At 59.5% G+C, this 16,705-nt stretch carries 16 protein-coding genes; 4 read left to right on the forward strand and 12 right to left on the reverse strand.

The features are described 5' to 3' along the window. Positions 1-27: 27 nt before the first annotated feature. The gene (ahr, locus tag NA78x_RS28555; RefSeq protein ID WP_425615781.1) at positions 28-1,038 is read left to right on the forward strand and encodes an NADPH-dependent aldehyde reductase Ahr; all 1,011 of its coding nucleotides are present in this window, start codon (positions 28-30) and stop codon (positions 1,036-1,038) included. Positions 1,039-1,057: 19 nt separating this feature from the next. On the opposite strand, the gene NA78x_RS28560 is transcribed toward ahr, so the two are convergent. From NA78x_RS28560 to NA78x_RS28585, 6 genes are all read right to left on the reverse strand, one after another. Beyond that, complete coding sequence (locus NA78x_RS28560; protein ID WP_425615782.1) at positions 1,058-1,924, reverse strand: DUF3472 domain-containing protein; 867 nt, start codon at positions 1,922-1,924, stop codon at positions 1,058-1,060. Then, positions 1,921-3,588, reverse strand: a complete 1,668-nt coding sequence (locus NA78x_RS28565) for a glycosyltransferase family 4 protein (RefSeq protein WP_425615783.1) — start codon at positions 3,586-3,588, stop codon at positions 1,921-1,923. The genes NA78x_RS28560 and NA78x_RS28565 overlap by 4 nt, the downstream gene beginning before the upstream one ends. Positions 3,589-3,625: 37 nt before the next feature. Next, on the reverse strand, positions 3,626-4,417 hold the full coding sequence (locus NA78x_RS28570; protein WP_425615784.1) for an HpcH/HpaI aldolase family protein: 792 nt from the start codon (positions 4,415-4,417) through the stop codon (positions 3,626-3,628). A 24-nt stretch (positions 4,418-4,441) separates the two neighbouring features. Further along, complete coding sequence (locus NA78x_RS28575; RefSeq protein ID WP_425615785.1) at positions 4,442-5,344, reverse strand: succinylglutamate desuccinylase/aspartoacylase family protein; 903 nt, start codon at positions 5,342-5,344, stop codon at positions 4,442-4,444. Between the two features lie 271 nt (positions 5,345-5,615). After that, a complete protein-coding gene (locus NA78x_RS28580) occupies positions 5,616-6,938 on the reverse strand; it encodes a DUF2092 domain-containing protein (protein WP_425615786.1) in 1,323 nt (440 codons plus the stop codon). Positions 6,939-7,060: 122 nt separating this feature from the next. Next, a complete protein-coding gene (locus NA78x_RS28585) occupies positions 7,061-9,136 on the reverse strand; it encodes a hypothetical protein (protein ID WP_425615787.1) in 2,076 nt (691 codons plus the stop codon). A gap of 373 nt (positions 9,137-9,509) precedes the next feature. On the opposite strand from NA78x_RS28585, the gene NA78x_RS28590 reads away from it, so the two are divergent. The 3 genes from NA78x_RS28590 to NA78x_RS28600 all read left to right on the forward strand — a co-directional run bounded on the left by NA78x_RS28590 (position 9,510) and on the right by NA78x_RS28600 (position 13,512). Next, on the forward strand, positions 9,510-11,354 hold the full coding sequence (locus NA78x_RS28590; RefSeq protein ID WP_425615788.1) for a leucine-rich repeat domain-containing protein: 1,845 nt from the start codon (positions 9,510-9,512) through the stop codon (positions 11,352-11,354). A gap of 73 nt (positions 11,355-11,427) precedes the next feature. Further along, a complete protein-coding gene (locus tag NA78x_RS28595) occupies positions 11,428-12,219 on the forward strand; it encodes a creatininase family protein (protein ID WP_425615789.1) in 792 nt (263 codons plus the stop codon). A gap of 18 nt (positions 12,220-12,237) precedes the next feature. Further along, positions 12,238-13,512, forward strand: a complete 1,275-nt coding sequence (locus NA78x_RS28600; RefSeq protein WP_425615790.1) for a class I SAM-dependent rRNA methyltransferase — start codon at positions 12,238-12,240, stop codon at positions 13,510-13,512. A 10-nt stretch (positions 13,513-13,522) separates the two neighbouring features. Here the strand turns inward: NA78x_RS28600 and NA78x_RS28605 are convergent, their stop codons facing one another. The 6 genes from NA78x_RS28605 to NA78x_RS28630 form a co-directional block, all read right to left on the reverse strand. Then, positions 13,523-13,918, reverse strand: coding sequence for a DUF1801 domain-containing protein (locus tag NA78x_RS28605; RefSeq protein ID WP_425615791.1), 396 nt, complete (start codon positions 13,916-13,918; stop codon positions 13,523-13,525). Between the two features lie 36 nt (positions 13,919-13,954). Then, entirely contained in the window at positions 13,955-14,464 is a 510-nt protein-coding gene (locus NA78x_RS28610) for a DUF1801 domain-containing protein (protein ID WP_425615792.1), read from the reverse strand. Positions 14,465-14,807: 343 nt separating this feature from the next. After that, positions 14,808-15,296 carry a DUF4279 domain-containing protein gene (locus tag NA78x_RS28615; protein WP_425615793.1) on the reverse strand — a complete coding sequence of 163 codons (489 nt, stop codon included), beginning with the start codon at positions 15,294-15,296 and terminating at the stop codon, positions 14,808-14,810. A gap of 23 nt (positions 15,297-15,319) precedes the next feature. Beyond that, a complete protein-coding gene (locus NA78x_RS28620) occupies positions 15,320-15,718 on the reverse strand; it encodes a YciI family protein (protein WP_425615794.1) in 399 nt (132 codons plus the stop codon). 103 nt (positions 15,719-15,821) lie between these two features. Further along, a complete protein-coding gene (locus NA78x_RS28625) occupies positions 15,822-16,277 on the reverse strand; it encodes an SRPBCC family protein (protein WP_425615795.1) in 456 nt (151 codons plus the stop codon). Continuing rightward, the gene (locus NA78x_RS28630; RefSeq protein WP_425615796.1) at positions 16,274-16,606 is read right to left on the reverse strand and encodes an ArsR/SmtB family transcription factor; all 333 of its coding nucleotides are present in this window, start codon (positions 16,604-16,606) and stop codon (positions 16,274-16,276) included. The genes NA78x_RS28625 and NA78x_RS28630 overlap by 4 nt, the downstream gene beginning before the upstream one ends. Between the last annotated feature and the right edge of the window lie 99 nt (positions 16,607-16,705).

Here is a 16,705-nt window from a genome sequence, read left to right on the forward strand (position 1 = left end):
GCTCGTCGTTCTTTATGGAGTCTGACTATGTCCGTCATCGATGCTTGGGTCGTCCCTGCCGTCAATCAGAAACTCGTTCGCCAACAGATCGACATCGGCTCGCTAGGGGCTGAAGAGGTAGAAGTGGCGGTCGAGCACTGCGGCTTGTGCCACTCCGACCTCTCGATGAAGAACAACGACTGGGGATTCTCGAGCTACCCGGCGGTGCTCGGACACGAAGTGATTGGGCGCGTGGTGGAAGTCGGGTCAGCTGCCAAAGGGCTGACCGTTGGCCAGCGTGTGGGCATTGGCTGGAACGCGGGCAGTTGCCTGCACTGTCGACCATGTAAATCGGGTGCTCAGCACCTCTGCTCCCAAGTTCAACCCACAATCATCGGACATCGCGGAGGATTTGCTAGTCGCGTTCGCTCGCACTGGACGTGGACGATTCCCTTGCCGGACAAATTAAGCTTCGCCGAAGCGGGACCGCTGCTGTGCGGCGGCATCACGGCTTTCAATCCGCTCGCCATGTACGCCACACCAACGAGTCGCGTGGGCATCGTCGGCATCGGCGGGCTAGGGCACATGGGAGTCAAATTCGCCGCTGCGTTTGGCTGCGAAGTGACCGCGTTCACTTCGAACGAGAGCAAGTTTGACGAAGCCCGTGGGTTCGGTGCCCATCATGTCGTTTCGAGTCGCGATGAAAGCTCGCTCAAGAAATTGGCTGGTACGCTCGACCTGCTGATTGTGACCGTCAACGTCCCGCTCGATTGGAATGCCCTCGTGGCGACGCTGGCCCCGAATGGTCGGATGCATGTCGTGGGTGCCGTGCTGGAACCCATGCCCATCGCGGCTCTGCCGCTGATCTTTGGCCAAAAGAGCGTCTCGGGCTCGCCCACGGGTTCGCCCGTGGAGATCGAACAGATGCTGGAGTTTGCCGCGCGGCATGATATCACGCCGCAGACCGAGCACTTTCCAATGAGCCGAATCAACGAGGCCTTCGAACGCTTGGAAGCGGGCAAGGCGCGCTACCGCATTGTACTCGACGCCGATTTTTAAGTGCTTTTAGAACGACCGCTTATTCCGCTGCCGCCGTCAACAGCTTTACGACATCTTCCGGAGCCTTGCGCTCGGCAGCGGGAAGGTCGATAGGCTGCTTGAGCGGAGTGTCGGTATTCTTCGTTTCGCCACCCGTTGCGAGGAAGAAGAGTTGCTCTTTCAAGCCAGCATTGATGTGCACCGCCGGGTTGCTGTCGGCGGTGAAGCGGGCGCGGTTGATTGGCTGCCACTCGTTTTTCACATCGCGGATCCAGCCATTACCGAAGCGGGCAACGCGAGGCTGTGTTGCCGAGACTTTGTTTCGGCGGAAGTCTTCGACGAACGAGTAGTAGCCACCAAGCTTGTCATCTTTGGTGATGGTGCTAAAGGTAACGAGCTTGAGCCACTTATTGTCGCTGGCGAGATGTATCCAGCCGGTGTAAGCGGTCCGGTCGTCCTTACGCTCGCTGGTCACCATCAGGCGATAGGTCTCGCCGTTTTTCCAATCGAGATCATAGAACGACTGCCCGCCCGTGCCCTCGCCGCCGAACCGCTTCACGCGCACAGCTGGGTCGTTGTAGAGCAGCTTGACTCGTTCTTTTTCTTCGACGCTTTTGGGGTCATCCTGCTTGCCGGGATCCCAAACGGAGAAGATGACGACCTTCCGCTTCTCGTCGAGTTGCTGGATGCCGAAGTAACCGTGATTGAAACCGCAGACGCAAAAGTAGGTGCCGGGTGCCGATTGATCGACAACCACTTCGTTGTAGAACGCGTTGCCGGCAGGAGCCGGATACTGCAGGTGTACGCTGCGACAAGCAACGCCAGCGAGCTTTTCATCGGCCCGCAGATCGCCAAGGAACACACTGGCGAACGTCAAGACAATCAGAGCAAGCAACGGGGATTTCATCGTTTGATTCGCAGGGCATCGATTTTGAGTAAGTAGCCGATCGTTCGCCACAATTGTACTTCCCGACCAGCATAGGTCGTGAGCAGATCTTGGACGGTCGTCTCGCGAATTAGCCGCAAATGCCCAAGCATGGTCTGCCAATCTTCGGCGGGCAAACGACTGTCGCCACCGAACGACATCATCCAGTCGGCGTTGATCTTCGCCAGCGCAGATTCGTCGGCTTCGGCTCCCAACTGCAGCACGGTCGCGGGAGACAGGATCTCGGTCGCATAGTGGGCGAACAAGCGAAACGGATCTTCGGCGAGTGGATTCGAAGGCGAGGCTTTGCGCCGAGGAGCAAGTTCGGCATCGGTCTGCCGCCGCTGAGCCAGTTCGTTCCAGAGGGCTTCGTAGCGAGCGATGATGTGCCGCCAATCGAACTCGGCTTGAGCGCGGGCCATGCCGGCGGCGCCCAGTTGCTTGCGCAGCGCTGGGTTTTCGATCAACTGCAACAGCGTGCGAGTACACAGGTCGATATCGACAGCGGTCGACATGGCCGCGCGGGCGATGTACGAGTTGTACTGCACCAGGTCGGCCCAGTGATCGCGCGCGAGCTCCTCGGCGACACCGCCCGGCGGCATGACCGTGGGGATGCGAAAGCCGTCGATCTCGTGCCGCACCGTCGCGCGGTAGCCATCCCAGTCCGAGCAGATGACCGGCAGTCCGCTGGCCATCGCTTCGAGCGGCGTGAGGCCAAAGGTTTCTTGAATGTTGTCGGAGAGCGACATAAACAGGTCCGCGGCGGCCCAGGCTTGCTCGCGCACTTCCGGACGGCGACCGTCGAGAAACACGCAATCGACGCCGGGGCAAAAGGCCTTTGTGGAAGCCCGAAACGATTGCTCTTCCCGCTCGTTTTCGAACCAGCCAACTTGAATCAGGTGCAACTTCTTCTTGGTGGCTTTCGCCGCGCGGGAGATTGCCTGGTACGAAGCCAGCGGATGAGCTTTGGCGTAGAAGTTCAACCGACCGACATAAAGAACGGCAACATCGTCGTCGCCGATCTGCAGCGACTTGCGCAGGCCAGCGCGCAGCTTCAGCCGTGCAGGGGTGGGTGCAAACGCGGCGCAATCGACACCCAGCGGAATGATCGGCAGTTGCACGGCCGACTTCGGCTGGCCGCCGTTGCGCTCGGCCAGATACTCGCACCAATGTTGTAGGACGTAATCGACGGTGTCCTTCACCGCCTGGCTGGTGCAGATGAGCGAGTCCCAACTTTGCAGTGGAGCGATCGCGAGATCGCTGAAGAACTGCATCACCGCTTTGCTACAGATGGTGTGGGTCACGCCGCACAGGCTATACGCCCGCTGATTGTAGCCACGGCGTTGCCAGGCATAGTCGGCGAGCGCCGGATCGGGACGATAGAGCGTGCCGACCTGGCTGAGGCCTTCCAGCCAACGCGCGGGAATCCACTGCGTCGTTTTGCCCGCGGGCAACCAAGGCTGAACTCGCTGCACGAAGTCTTCGTAGCTCTTCTTGCCGGGCGAAACACAGGAAAGCATCGACGCGCCGGAGTAGCGAACCCAACCTTTGAGAAATTGCTCGCCCGCGGCCTGACGTCCCACGAGTCGCGTGCCGCTCGTGTCGTAGCCATCGGGCAAGTACCAGACGGCAGCAGTTGTCGTCACTCTTCGAATCCTTCACGAGAGTTGAGGGCGAGCAGGATCACACCCGGCGATCGAAGGTTACACCGAGCGGCGCGAACTTCTTGGCGATCTCTTCCAGGCCGTTCTTCACCATCAACAGGTCGGCACCGTGGCACAGAAAACGCCCGCCCAGGGCAAGCACTTCTTTGGCGTGTTCGACGCTGAAGATAGGCATGCCCCAATGCTTGCCGGCCTTCTTGGCGGCAGCGGCCACCTGCTGCATGGCGTCCTTGATCTTCGGGTGATCCATCTGCCCGGGTATGCCCGAGAGAATGCTGAAGTCGCCCGGTCCGAGAAAGAGCACATCGACACCGTCGACGGCGGCCATTGCTTCGGCGTGTACGAGCGCCCGGGGATCTTCAATCTGGATGACGATAAAGGTTTGCTCGTTGGCGGCCTTGATGTATTCGGCCAGCGGCATCATGCAGTAGGGATTGTCGCAGTTGCCACTATCGATGCCCCGCTCGCCCATTGGCGCGAACTTCGACCAGCGGACAACTTGCTTCGCTTCTTCGGCATTGTCGCAGCGGGGATACATGATGCCCGTCGCGCCGATTTCGAGAATCCTCCCCATCCGCATGAACTCGCCTTTGGCTGGGCGAATCATGATGTCGCTGCTGCCGACGCGAGCCGCCCGCGCAAAGTGCGCGGCCGTCTCGACGCTGTGGCCGTGATGCTCGAGATCGAGCCAGATGCCGTCCCAGCCCATCAGGCTCGTCATTTCAAAAACGGTGGCATCGCCAAAGTGCAATGTGGTGAGCAGGACAGGCTCGTTCTTTGCGAGTTTGGCTTTGATCTTGCTGGTGCGCATGGGCAGGAGCTTTCCGGAAGGAAACTAAGGGGAAGATGTTTCGAGGATGACGGCCACGCTCGTCCCCGCCGCGACGCGCGGGAATGTGTGTAGCACGATGACCACACCAGTGTAGCGAGCTCGAATGATCGCGACATGCTGCCCCAGCAGATCGGTCACACTGCCGAGCACATCTCCCTCGGCGACTCGCTGACCAAGTGGCACGCTGGCCTCGAAAAAGCCTTCGCAGGGTGCCGGATGATTGATTTGCATGTGCCCCGAATTGGGACGACTGTCTTCGACAATCAGCGGCTCGTTGGCGGTAGCACTAGAAGAAAGAGCCGGCAGCATTTGGAACTCGCGCAGCACATTCAAGCAACCGGCGACATAGGCCGCTGTACCCGCCGGATCGAGCCTGCCACCACCCAGATACTCGGCGTAGATGGCCGGCACGTTGGCATCGCGGGCGACCGACAGCGAGCGGCCATCCAGCGTGGGATCGGTGCCCCAAATCACTGGCAGGCCAAACGCGCGGGCCATTCTCCGCTGAGCAGCCAGCACCTGCTCATCACGATGCAGCATGTAACCCGTGAGTGGCCAGACGGTAAGACGTGTGCCGCCGGTGTGCAGGTCGATATACAGGTCAGTGGTGCGAATCAGCGCGGACAGGGCACAGGCGATTTGCTCGGTCACACTGCCGTCCGCCCGACCCGGGCAAGTGCGCGCCAGGTCGAGACCATCTTCGGCCGTTCGCTGACCAAGGCAAAAGGCAGACTCGTTGACGACGGGGACCAGTGTCACTCGGCCGCTGAGTTCGCCCGGATGGATCGCTCCCAGCAGGAGCCGAATGGCCGCCATGGGCTCAAACTCATCGCCGTGCACGCCACCGGTAATGAGCAAGTGCGGACCAGGCTGGTTGCCGGCGATTTCATGGGTGTTGAGCTTCATCGGCGAGGCCTCCGCTACGTGTGCGATGCACAATCATAGCGGAAGGAAGACGCGCGCGAGGATTGCTCCGCGGTGACCTAAATCAACAAGGAGGTGACCCAAGTTAACAAAGAGGGAGTCCAGTTGCGACCAAGTTGTCCAACCAGCAGCTCCTTAATTGGACAGACATTCGCGCCAAACCCGAGAGTTGCGCGATCTCCTGTCCAATTAGAGGGGGCCTGATTGGACACCCCCCTTTTGCTGTCCCGAACGACTTACGACGATTGTCGTCCTAGTTCCGAATGCCCGTCACTGGAGGACGTGTTGGTGCGGGAGCTGGCGTGGTAGCGATCAACTGCAACTCTTTGGCGACACTGGCTTGCAGGTCTTGAGCCGCGCCGTGCATCACGCTGCGGATCTTCCCCGCGCGGTCGATGATAACCACGGCAGGCAGTTCGCCCAGGCGAAACGTATGGCTGACCGCGCCCGAAGGATCGCTGACCGCAGCAGATACAAAATCGTGCTTGGCCGCAAAACGCCGGACCGCGCTAATGTCTTCGCCCACGTTCACTGCATAGAACGCGATCCCTTGCGCGGCCGTGTCTTTCACAAAACCGGTCACCTTGGGCATCTCAGCCGTGCTTGGAGTACACCACGAAGCCCAGAAGATCAGCACGGTCGCGGCCTTGGCCTCTTCAGGCTTGAGCTTGAGGCGCGTGCCATCGAGTTGGATGAGTTCGATCGGTGGCATCTGCGTGCCGATGAGGTCGGCCGATTCGTCGCAGGCCAGCGATTCGTAGATGCAATGCACGCGGCGAGAGTCGCGCGGCAGGGTCACTTGGAACGCCTCAGCGGGAATCTGACCGCCGACTTTCCAGTTCAACTTCGACGTGGCTACCATCTGAAATTGATTTTCGGGCCCGATGTTCACTTCGGTGGTGCGCACGAACTGGCGTAGCATCGGTTCGCCTTGCGCGGCGATCCAGAGATCGACTTTCTGCTGGCCCCACTGCATGGCGAAGTGATGACAACGGACGTTCTCGACGGCTTCGATGCCGGAATACTTCACACCGGTCACTTGAGCGTGGACAAACTCCAGCAAGTTGGGTTGCATCAAAATGTCGATGCCCGAACCAGCCAGGCTTTGAGCCAGCATGGTGTTCCGTTGCAGTTCACCTTGGTCACCGACGGGGTGTTGCGAGTAGAGAAGTTGCGAATCGTAGAGCGTGGTCACTTGCTGGCCGTCGTTCACACAGACAATCTCCGGCACCTTGCTGAAGCCCGATTGCACTTCAATGCGGAACATGTTCGGCCGCTGATGAACCATCGTGTAGTGGTTCTTTCCTTCCGCGCCGCGTGAGGTCTTCCAGTTGTTGGTGACGTCCAACTTGTAGCTGGGAGCGGTGCGCAGAAAGCGAACCGCTTCGCTGAGCACTTCGTCGAACTTGTGCTGATCGGCCGAGGCTTGGGTGAAACTGGCGGGCCTCAGTTGGCTGTCTTGAATGACGCCCGGATTGACCGGACGGGGCGACGACTGTTCCTGGGCGACGGCAGTTTGAGTGACCGCAGTCAGGGCAACGAGCAGGCACGCACAAACGGATCGAAAAAATCGCATGTCAGATTCCTTCCCACAGCTGGCGAGTAGTCTGGGTTCTTACTCGGCAGCGGACTAAACCAGCAAACTTTGAATTATCAAGCAATGGCGGCAGGTTGATCGGTCGAGAACACGCAGACGAACTACTGATTCACTTCTCGTTCCAAATCGTTCAGATCGCCAGTGATTCGATCGAGTGCGCGGCGCAGCTCACCCGCCCGTTGTTGTCCATCGCGATCTCGCAGGGCGAGAGCGCGGTCTTCAAGTCGCACCATGTTGGCATCGATGGTTTGCACAATCCGCTGCATCTGCGCGACTGTGCGGCGTTGATCGTCGTAGGTTCGCAACCGATCGCGTTGCAGGTTAGTCAGCGTTTGCGAGTAACCATCGAGCTGACTGAACGAGGTTTGAATCGCTCGTTGCTCGGTGTAGCTGACCAGTCCTTGCAGGATTGTTTGTGCGGCAACCGTATCTTGGCCGAGCGCTCGCAACAGTTGATCAACGCGTGAGCCGTACACAGGTCGCGCCACATCGACATAGGTCTTGTCGGTTTGCAGCATCACATCAATCTGGTCGATACTGCGGCCAACAGGCGACAGTTTGGTGTAATTGATGAGCTTGTAGTTTTCGACAATGCTGCTCCAGCGAGTGTAAGCAGTGTCGAAGTCGATCTTGATCAGCCGCATCAGTTCGTTGGTGGACTGCTGGCTAATGCCATTCACCACCTGTTGCCGCACTTCGGCCAGGTGCCCCTTGAGCGTGCGGACATCGCGCTGCAAGCGCGGCACTTCGGGAATGCCGAACACGAATGGCGATAGGCCGGCGAGGAAGGCATCGCTTTGGGCCATGGCCTGATCGATGGCCAGCAGCAGATCTTGATTGGGTCGATAGACGGGGCCAGGATTCGTCGGCGGATAATTACCACCGGGAATGTTCCCGCCCGGAATGTTGCCACCGGGGATCGTACTCACGGGAATGCCCGTGCTGCGAGCCAGCGTATCGCTCAATTGGGCCAGGCCACTCTCAACGCTTTGCCAGTACAGGCGAGTGAACGCCGGCGGCTGGCCTTGCAGCAACTGCGGGCGAATGCGAGCGCTCTGATCGGTCAGCTGTTGAAATTCCCACATCAGGCGTTGACCCGACGACGACCGCTGCACCGACATGCGGAAGTTATCGAGTTGACCGGCGAAGGTATCGAGGTCACGCAGCGTGGTGTTGTACGTGTAGTCGACGCCGCCGCGAGTCTGATACTGCTGCATGATCGACTGCGTACCGCGAGCGATCGAATCGATCTGCGCGAGGATGCGTTGGTTTTCGATGGCACCCGTGCCACCCCCCGTGTTTCCCGGCAAGGGCTGCGGATAGCCGCCATACACCGGGTCGGTCGGCAGTCGCAGCGAAGAGCGGGCATCGCTCAGCAGCGTGCTCACACGGCGAGCGATCGAAGCAGTCGAAGGAGCGGTGCCCGGCGGATTGCTCAGCGAGGTTTGTACGGCATCGAACGAGCGTTCGACATTGCGCAGTTCCTGGTCGAGCGTTTCCGGGCGGAAGTTTCGCTGCGCAACCGCACGGCGGAACGATTCGGTCGCATCGTACAACGCTTGCGAGCGAAGCGACACTTGTTGGCCCTGCAAGGTGCCGGTCAGTTCAAAGGCAGCGGTATCGCCCAGCAAGCGAGCGGCGGCCACCAGGCGAGTCGACAGATCGACTAGCGTGCCCGCAGCAACGTTCGGCTGACTGGCCGTATTCGACATCAGAATTTCACGCACCAGCGCAAAGCGATCGCCCCGCAGCATTGTCAGGCGATCGTTCCACAGTCGCAGGTCGTTTACGGTAGGCTGTTGCCAGGTGACGGCTTGCAAGGTCTCGAGCACAAAGGTTTGTTGATCGCGGCCCTTGGCATTGAAGAACTCGTCGGAGCCAAGAATCGTGGCCTGCACATCGACGGGGGACATGCCACCGCGTAGCAGTTCGACCCAAGCGGTCAACTCGGGGCCTGGTTCGCGGCCCAGGTAATTGTGATACCAGCCGCGAATCTGTTCGGCTTCGGCACTGCGCTGAGGCTGTGCGAGCGGCTGAGCATAGATGGGCTGCGCCAGCGGTTGAGCATTGAACGCAGGCACCACTTGGGCAACTGCAACATGCGGCCCCACCAGGCCCCCTGTAGTGGCACCGGCAGCAAACAAAAACAATACAACCACCATGGCGATCCGTCTCATGGCACCGTCCCTCAATTCCTATGCGGGCAAAATCCAATAGCCCAAAGTCACCAATCCATCGTGCGGCAATCACTATAGCGCATCGCGGCGATCCATTACAATCGCAGCTTTGGCTTGCTAGCACGGGCAATGTTGTCGGGTGAACAACGCTTGCACTCAGGCGACCTGGTCGGCCACAGGGCATTACGCGAGCCCGCAACGAAAGGTTCGTGAACTTAGAAGCATTCACGCCAGGGCTACGAAAGCGCTGCCGGCCGAATAATCGCTGGCATTTGTGCCTCGCACGCAGTGCAAGCGTCATTTCCGGCACCCCTTCCCCCGGATGGTACACTAGAGAGACGACTGGGGCCGTCGCTCTCTGGATTACTTCGCCGTGCTGTCTAACCCCCAAATTCTGCCGTTCTGCGTCTTGGCGGCGCTCTGCTGCGCGCAGGTCGTGCGGGCCGAAAGCCCGGCCGAATCGTTGGAGTCGCTCGATCGCCATTTTGCACAGCAGCTGACGACGCTCGCCGAGAAGTGCGACTCGCTGAAGTTGCCCGAGCAGGCAGCCCTCACGCGCGAGTGGCAAGTGCCGCGCACGGCTGGCCGACAAACGCTCTTCATTCCCCCAATCGCTGATCCCCATCAGCCCGCGCGAGGTGCGCCGGAACTGGTGGCCAAGTGGTATGGCAAGTTCCGCGAAGTGCGCTCCGAGCAAGCGCAAAGTCTGTATGCCGTCGCTGGCGAGTTTCTCGCTGCTGGCGATGCCGCCCGCTGTTACCAACTGCTGCACGAAGTGCTCCGTGAGAACCCCGACCACGAGGCGTCCCGCCAGGCACTGGGCTACGTCCGTGGTAAAGGCAAAACCGATTGGCCACCCTATGCCACCGTTCCGCAAGCGAACGTCGGCCGAGCCGACCATCCCAAAACAGGCTGGCAAAGTGGCAAGTACTGGCGCGTCGAGTCGCCCCATTGGCGGATCGTCACCAACAAGTCGGCCAAAGATGGTCTCGATCTGGCGAGGAAGCTGGAAGACTTTCATCTCCTCTGGCGACAGATGTTTTTCGATTACTGGTGTACTGCGGCCGACCTGCAAGCCGCGCTGACCAGCGGCGTAAAGCTTCCTGAGCCAAAGACGCCGATGAACGTCATCCTCTTCAACAAGCGCGACGAGTACGTCAAATTCCTCGCTCCTAGCAGGCCCAACATCGCCGTCACGCAAGGCTTCTATGCCGACGACCAGCAGACGGCGGTCTTCTATGCCGGCGATGAGACAATTCACGCCACCTGGTATCACGAAGCAGCGCATCAACTTTTTCAGCAGTGGCACGATAGCCCCGCCGGTGTTGGCGAGAATCACAACTTCTGGATCGTCGAAGGCGCGGCCCTTTATGTGGAGTCGTTAACCAATCACGGTGACTATTGGACCGTCGGCGGCTGGCAGGCCGATCGGCTGCAGTTCGCCCGCTATCGCGCTTTGGCGAAGGATTTCAACAAGCCGCTGCAAGAGCTTGTCGCGCTCCATCGCGAGCAAGTGCAAGCCGATCCGAACATCCGCGCACTCTATGCCCAGTTCGCTGCTGAAGCGCACTTTCTGTTCGATCATGCGAACCCAGCGTATCGCCGGGCCGGCTGTGCGCTTCTCGGGCAAGTCTACCGGCAAGAGGCCAAACTCAACTCGCTCTCGACGCTCACGCAGGCCAGTTTCAGCGAACTCGATCAGGCCTATCTGCAATCGCTGCAAGTGACCGACGACGATCTGCTGAAAACTCCCGGCCTCGCGCAGGTTCGCAACCTGTCGCTGGGACGCACGCAGGTGACCGACCGTGGTCTCGCGGCCCTTGCTGCTTGCCGCGAACTCCGTTGGCTCGATCTGACGGCATTACCCATTACCGATGCAGGTCTGGCGGAACTGAAGCAGGCCAGCAAACTCGATCAGTTGTTTCTGGAGGGAACCAAAATCAGCGACGCCTCGCTCCCCCTCGTCGCTCAGTTCACCTCGCTCGCAGAGCTCGATCTATCGAACCTGCCGCTCACCGAAGCCGCTCTAGCGTCGCTGGGTAAGCTCCGCAAGCTCAAGATTTTGCACCTCACCGGAACCCCGCTGGGCGACACCGCCATCCCGCACTTACGAAACCTCAGTGGGCTCGAATCGCTGAATGTTTCCGGCACCAAACTGACCCCTGCCGGCTTACAGCGACTGAAGGCGACACTTCCCAAAACGACCGTCACCCAGTAAGAATAAGCCGGCAGCATCAGCGCCCGAAGAGTACTGGTCCGGCTCCTAGAAACGCCATCAACCTATCCCTGCCATGCGACCCTACATTCTCGCCGAAGCCAACTACGCGTACACCAAAGCGAACCCCTACGATGTGGCCGTGTTGCCGCTCGGCGCCACCGAACCGCACAACCTGCACCTGCCCTACGGCACCGATGTGTTCGAAGGGACGATCGTTGGCGAACACATCTGCGCGGCCGCTCATGCCCGGGGAGCGAAGGTCGTCCTGCTTCCAACGGTTCCGTTTGGCACCGAGACGAACATGCACAAGCTGCCGTTGGCCATCAATGTGAACCCTTCGACGCTGTTTCAGTTTGTGACCGATGTCGTCCACTCGTGCATTCGCAGCGGCGTGCGCAAGATCGTGCTCCTCAACAGCCACGGCGGCAACGAGATGAAGCCGCTGCTGCGTGAGCTGTGCGACAAGGTCGACGGCCACGTCTTTTTATGCAATTGGTACAACGCACTGGGTGAAGACTACAACCGCATCTTCGAACATCGCGAAGACCACGCCGGTGAAATGGAAACCTCCTTCGGCCTTGCGTACTTTCCGACACTGGTGGCGAAGAACACCGACGGCACACTCGCCGCCGACGATGGCAAAACGCAACGCTCGCGGTTTGACGCCGTCAATAAAGGCTGGGTGAGCATCACTCGCCCCTGGCACCTACTCACCAGCAACACCGGCTCGGGCTTTCCGCACGCGGCAACCGCCGACAAAGCTCAGCAGATGATGCGGCTCCTCGAAGAGCGCCTCGGCACCTTCCTCGTCGAACTGGCCGCTGCCAAGCTGGACGACAACTTTCCTTTTGCCACTGATCGCTAGTTTCGATCGCAGGTTTCGATGAACTCTGATTCGCGCGTCTCTCCGCTGCTCGCCCCTCGCTCGCTCTGGCCCGAACAGCCTGACCGTATTCCCACGATTGAAGTGAAGTCGGCCGGGCAACATCCGCTGCTGTTTCGTAAACGGATCGAGTACGTCGGCCGTGAAGTGAAGCCCGGCGACTACGTCCGCGTGATCGACAGCGAACGTCGCGTCGTGGGCTATGGGCTCTACAACCCCAAGGCCGAACTGGCCGTCCGCATGCTCACCTGGGGCGACAAGATTCCCGACAAGTCGTTCTGGCAAGAGAAACTCGCGCGGGCCGTGCAACTGCGCCGCGATGTGCTCAAGCTCGATGAAGTGACCGATAGTTACCGCGTCATTCATGCCGAAGGTGACGGCCTGCCCGGCCTCGTGGTCGATAAGCTCGGCGATGTCCTCTCGGCTGAGGTCTTCAGCCCGGGCATGTACCAGCGGGCGGAAGCGATTCTGCAACTGCTCGAGCCCTTCTGCGGCACCAAGCATCGCCTGGTCCGCTGTGGCCCGGCGACGATGGCCCAAGAAGGCTTCGAAGGGCCCGATCTCAAATCCGATGGCACGCCACCGCGCGTCACGATTCAAGAATATGGCACACGGTTCCGCGTCGACTTCGGCGAAGGTCATAAGACGGGCTTCTTTTGCGATCAACGCGACAATCGACGTCAGCTGGCGTCGTACTGCAAAGATCGCACGGTTCTCGATGTCTGCTGCTACACCGGCGGCTTTGCAATTCAGGCCAAAAAGCTCGGCGGCGCTGCGGACGTGATCGGTGTCGATCTCGACGAGCATCCGCTGGCCCTCGCCAAAGAGAATGCCAACCTCAACAACGTCCGCTGCAAGTTCGTGCAGGCCGACGCGTTCATCTACATGCGCGATCTGCTCGCCGCGGGACGCAAGTTTGACGTGGTGGTACTCGATCCACCGAAGCTCATTCGCACGCGGCTCGAGTACGAAGAAGGACGGCGCAAGCACCTCGATATGAACCGCCTGGCCATGCAACTCGTCGCTCCCGGCGGCCTGATGCTCACCTGCACCTGCGCCGGTCTGCTTCCCGCCGATGACTTCATGCAGATGGTCTGCCTCGCTTCGCGCCAGGCTGGTCCGCAGGTCGAAGCGGCTACCGAGGAACGCGGCGCTCGCAACAGTCCGCGTCCCATGCAAATTCTGAGCAAGTGCGGCGCTTCGCCCGATCATCCCGTCGCCAGCAACTGCCCCGAAGGGGAATACCTCAACGGCACCTGGCTGCGGATGCTGTAGCGCGAGTCGATTAGCGGGATGCGTTCAACGCCACGGCGGCGCGAACGAGTGCTTGGAATGCCTTTTCGTCCAGCTTGTCACCTTCGTGAAGATCGATGGCTCGCCGGGTGTTACCTTCCAGGCTGGCATTGAATAGCCCCGCTGGGTCGGCCAATGATGCGCCTTTGGCAAAGGTCAGCTCAACGGCACTCTTATACGTTTCACCGGTGCAGATGATGCCCGGGTGTGACCACACGGGAACGCCGCGCATCGCGTTCAACGGCTTTCGCCACTTCACTTCCTCGATCACCTCTGGATCCGCCTGCTGAATCAGTTGGCGAATCCGCGCGAGCATCTGTTCCCGCCAATCGCTGACTGCAGCGTTTCCCGCTGCTGCCTTCTTCGAACTGCTCGGCTTCTTCTTCATGGTGGTTGCTCACGTCTCTGCATATCTCTGGCCCGCTTACATTTTCTCGCCGGGCAGTTGGCTGGCTTGTTTCACCCAGGCGGTGAATTGAGCTTCGTCGAACTCTTCATTTTCGAAGATATGGAGGTAGCGCACATCTTTCACTTTCGATTCGACCGCCGGGACAGGACGGAGCGAGGTGCCGCGGAAGAACGTCACCTTGATGTACTTGGTGATGCAATGAAAGGCGACGAACCAACCGTCTCCTTCATTGCCATAAAAGGGCGTGTTCCACTTCACGGCTTTGTGTACGTTGGGCACAGCTTGCACGATGAGTTCGTCGAGGCGACGTCCAACGACCTGCTTCCACCCTGGCATCGCCGCAATAAAGGCCTGCACCGGTTCATCGCCGTAGCCCTTCGCGATCTGTGGATTGCCACCGGAAAGCAGCTTGGGCTTTGTGGCTTTGGCCGGCTTCTCCAGCACTGGCTCGGCGGCCTTGTTGCTCGGTTTGGCCGCGGCCTTCTTCACGACGGGCTTGGACGGTACGGACTTCTTCTTGGCCATGGTGTATGCACCTGAGTTGCGGAGTCTCGATCATTACTCGTTTGCGGCACCTGGCGATTTTCTCCAAATCAGTCGCTCCACAACATGCCCCTTCCACATCCACAGCCCTGAAACGAGCAGCACGGGCATGAAAAGATACTGAAACATGTAGCGGTACGGTTCTGTCTCCGCTGGCGGGCCGTAGACGAAGCCTATCAGCGGTAAGCCAAACAGAATGTGAAGCCAAACAGAATGTGAAGCCAACGAAGAATCGAACGTTTGGTTGATGGGTTCATGTGGGTGGTGTTGATCGATCGTGAGAAGGTCATAGAAAACTAAAGGCAGTTTTGGTGCAAGGACAGCGTTACTCGTCGGTAACGCCGCGAATTGCCGTACTGCCCCGCCCAGGCAAGCAAGATTTTTCTGCGTTTTGGTCGCTGCCGAAATAGATGTCGAAGTCCAACGCCAAGTTGAGCCGAGCAAGTTCACGCATCTGCCCGGGCAGCACCGACGGGCCACCGTGAGCTGAGCTTGAGACCCAGAAGCAGCTTATGTCCATGCGACACGACTTCGACTGAAGGTCGAGAATCGCATTGGCTCGCGACTCAACAATCGACAATAGCCAGTCCAAATGCCGCCGCATGTCCCGCGACTCGACCACACCCTGGCTCGACAGGAACCACCCATGCAGTTTTGCTGGAAGGGAGCCGGGCTGACGCGATTCGCCCCGGCGTTGCCAGCTTGACGGCTCGATACCTAGCCGAGCAGTCACGTCAGATGGGTCGAGCGATTCTGGGTAAATGCGAAGTGTGATATAGGTCCGCTCGCAAGTTGGGTAGTCGCTAACTTCCACGCTCGAACTCCTCTAGCTTTCATTCAAGCCTTCTTCACGACCTTCGCACTGCGCTCGGCAAACATCTGATGGATCATCTCGTTAGCGGGGCGAATCTCAAACGGGCCGATCTTCAGGCCGGGGTGTTTCGACATCAGTGCGATGGCGTGGCTCATGTCGCGGGCTTCCAGCAGCAAGATGCCGCCGAGCATCTCCTTGGTCTCTACGTAAGGACCATCGGTGACTTTGATCTCGTCGTTTTCTTCCCGCCGCAGGGTAACGGCGGTGCGAACAGACTCGAGCGCTTCTCCTCCCACATAATGCCCGCCACGGCGTAGTTCGTCGTCGTAGGCAAAGCACTCTTCCATCATCCGCAGCGCCTCTGCGGGTGGAATGTCAGCAAACTTCTTCTCGTCATACATTCCTAAGCACACAAACTTCATAGAGCACCTTGATCTCTCGTGATGGTTCGACACTTGCTTATTGGTCGAACGAAGCTGGCCCAAATCGACAGCCGCGCCGAACTTTTGCATAAAAAGTCGGCAACTACTCCGATTGATTGGCCGCATTGGCGACCACAACACTAAGCTGCTTCAGCATGCGTGCCCAGCCATATTCGGCACCGTGAAACGCCTGCTCGCCAAAGGGAAGGGCAAGGTCAAAGCCTGCATGCTCGAATACCAGGCGAGTGCCGGCGCCATCGGGTTCCAGCTGAAAGCTCACGCGCGTATCGACAATGCCCCCCGCTGTCCATGAGAAGACAAGCCTGCCGCCTGCATTCTCACGCGGCGGTTCGCATTCCAACACTTCACAGTGCACCGTCAGCCCCTCGAAATTCGCTTGGGGGTTCGGCGGCACGCGAAACGTAAAGTGGTGGCCGACGCGCGGCTCGAAGTCGTTGGGATACATCCACTCGGCCAGCGTCGTGCTGTCGGTAATGGCTTGCCAAACCTGCTCGCGCGACTGCGGAAGTTGAAGTTCTCGGCGGATCGTGTTGGTCATTCTCGGTTCTTTTTTGCTAACAGCTTTTGCAATCGCAACAGGCGTGCATCCCAGAATCGCTCGTACTGCGCGAGCCAATCGCGGACGGTGCTCAGTCGCTCGGGAACAAAATGGTAGCGTCGCTCGCGACCGTGCCGCTGCTCGGTGACCAGTCCCGCCTGCAGCAACACGCGCAAGTGCTGCGAAACCGCCGGGCGGCTCATTTGAAAATGCCCCGCCATCGCGTTTACCGAGTGGTCCGATTGCGCGAGCAAATCGAGCATCTGACGCCGCGCAGGGTGACTGATCGCGCCAAACACATCGGGCTCGCGAGTAGGAGTAGCAACCATGCCCGACACTATACGTAAGACAACGCTTACGTGTCAAGCGACTCTCTTAATTGCCCGCTTGTTGCCTCTCGCCAGCCTCGCCACTACAGTGCGAGTTCC

This window comes from Anatilimnocola aquadivae, assembly GCF_049819085.1.
Lineage (GTDB): Bacteria > Planctomycetota > Planctomycetia > Pirellulales > Pirellulaceae > Anatilimnocola.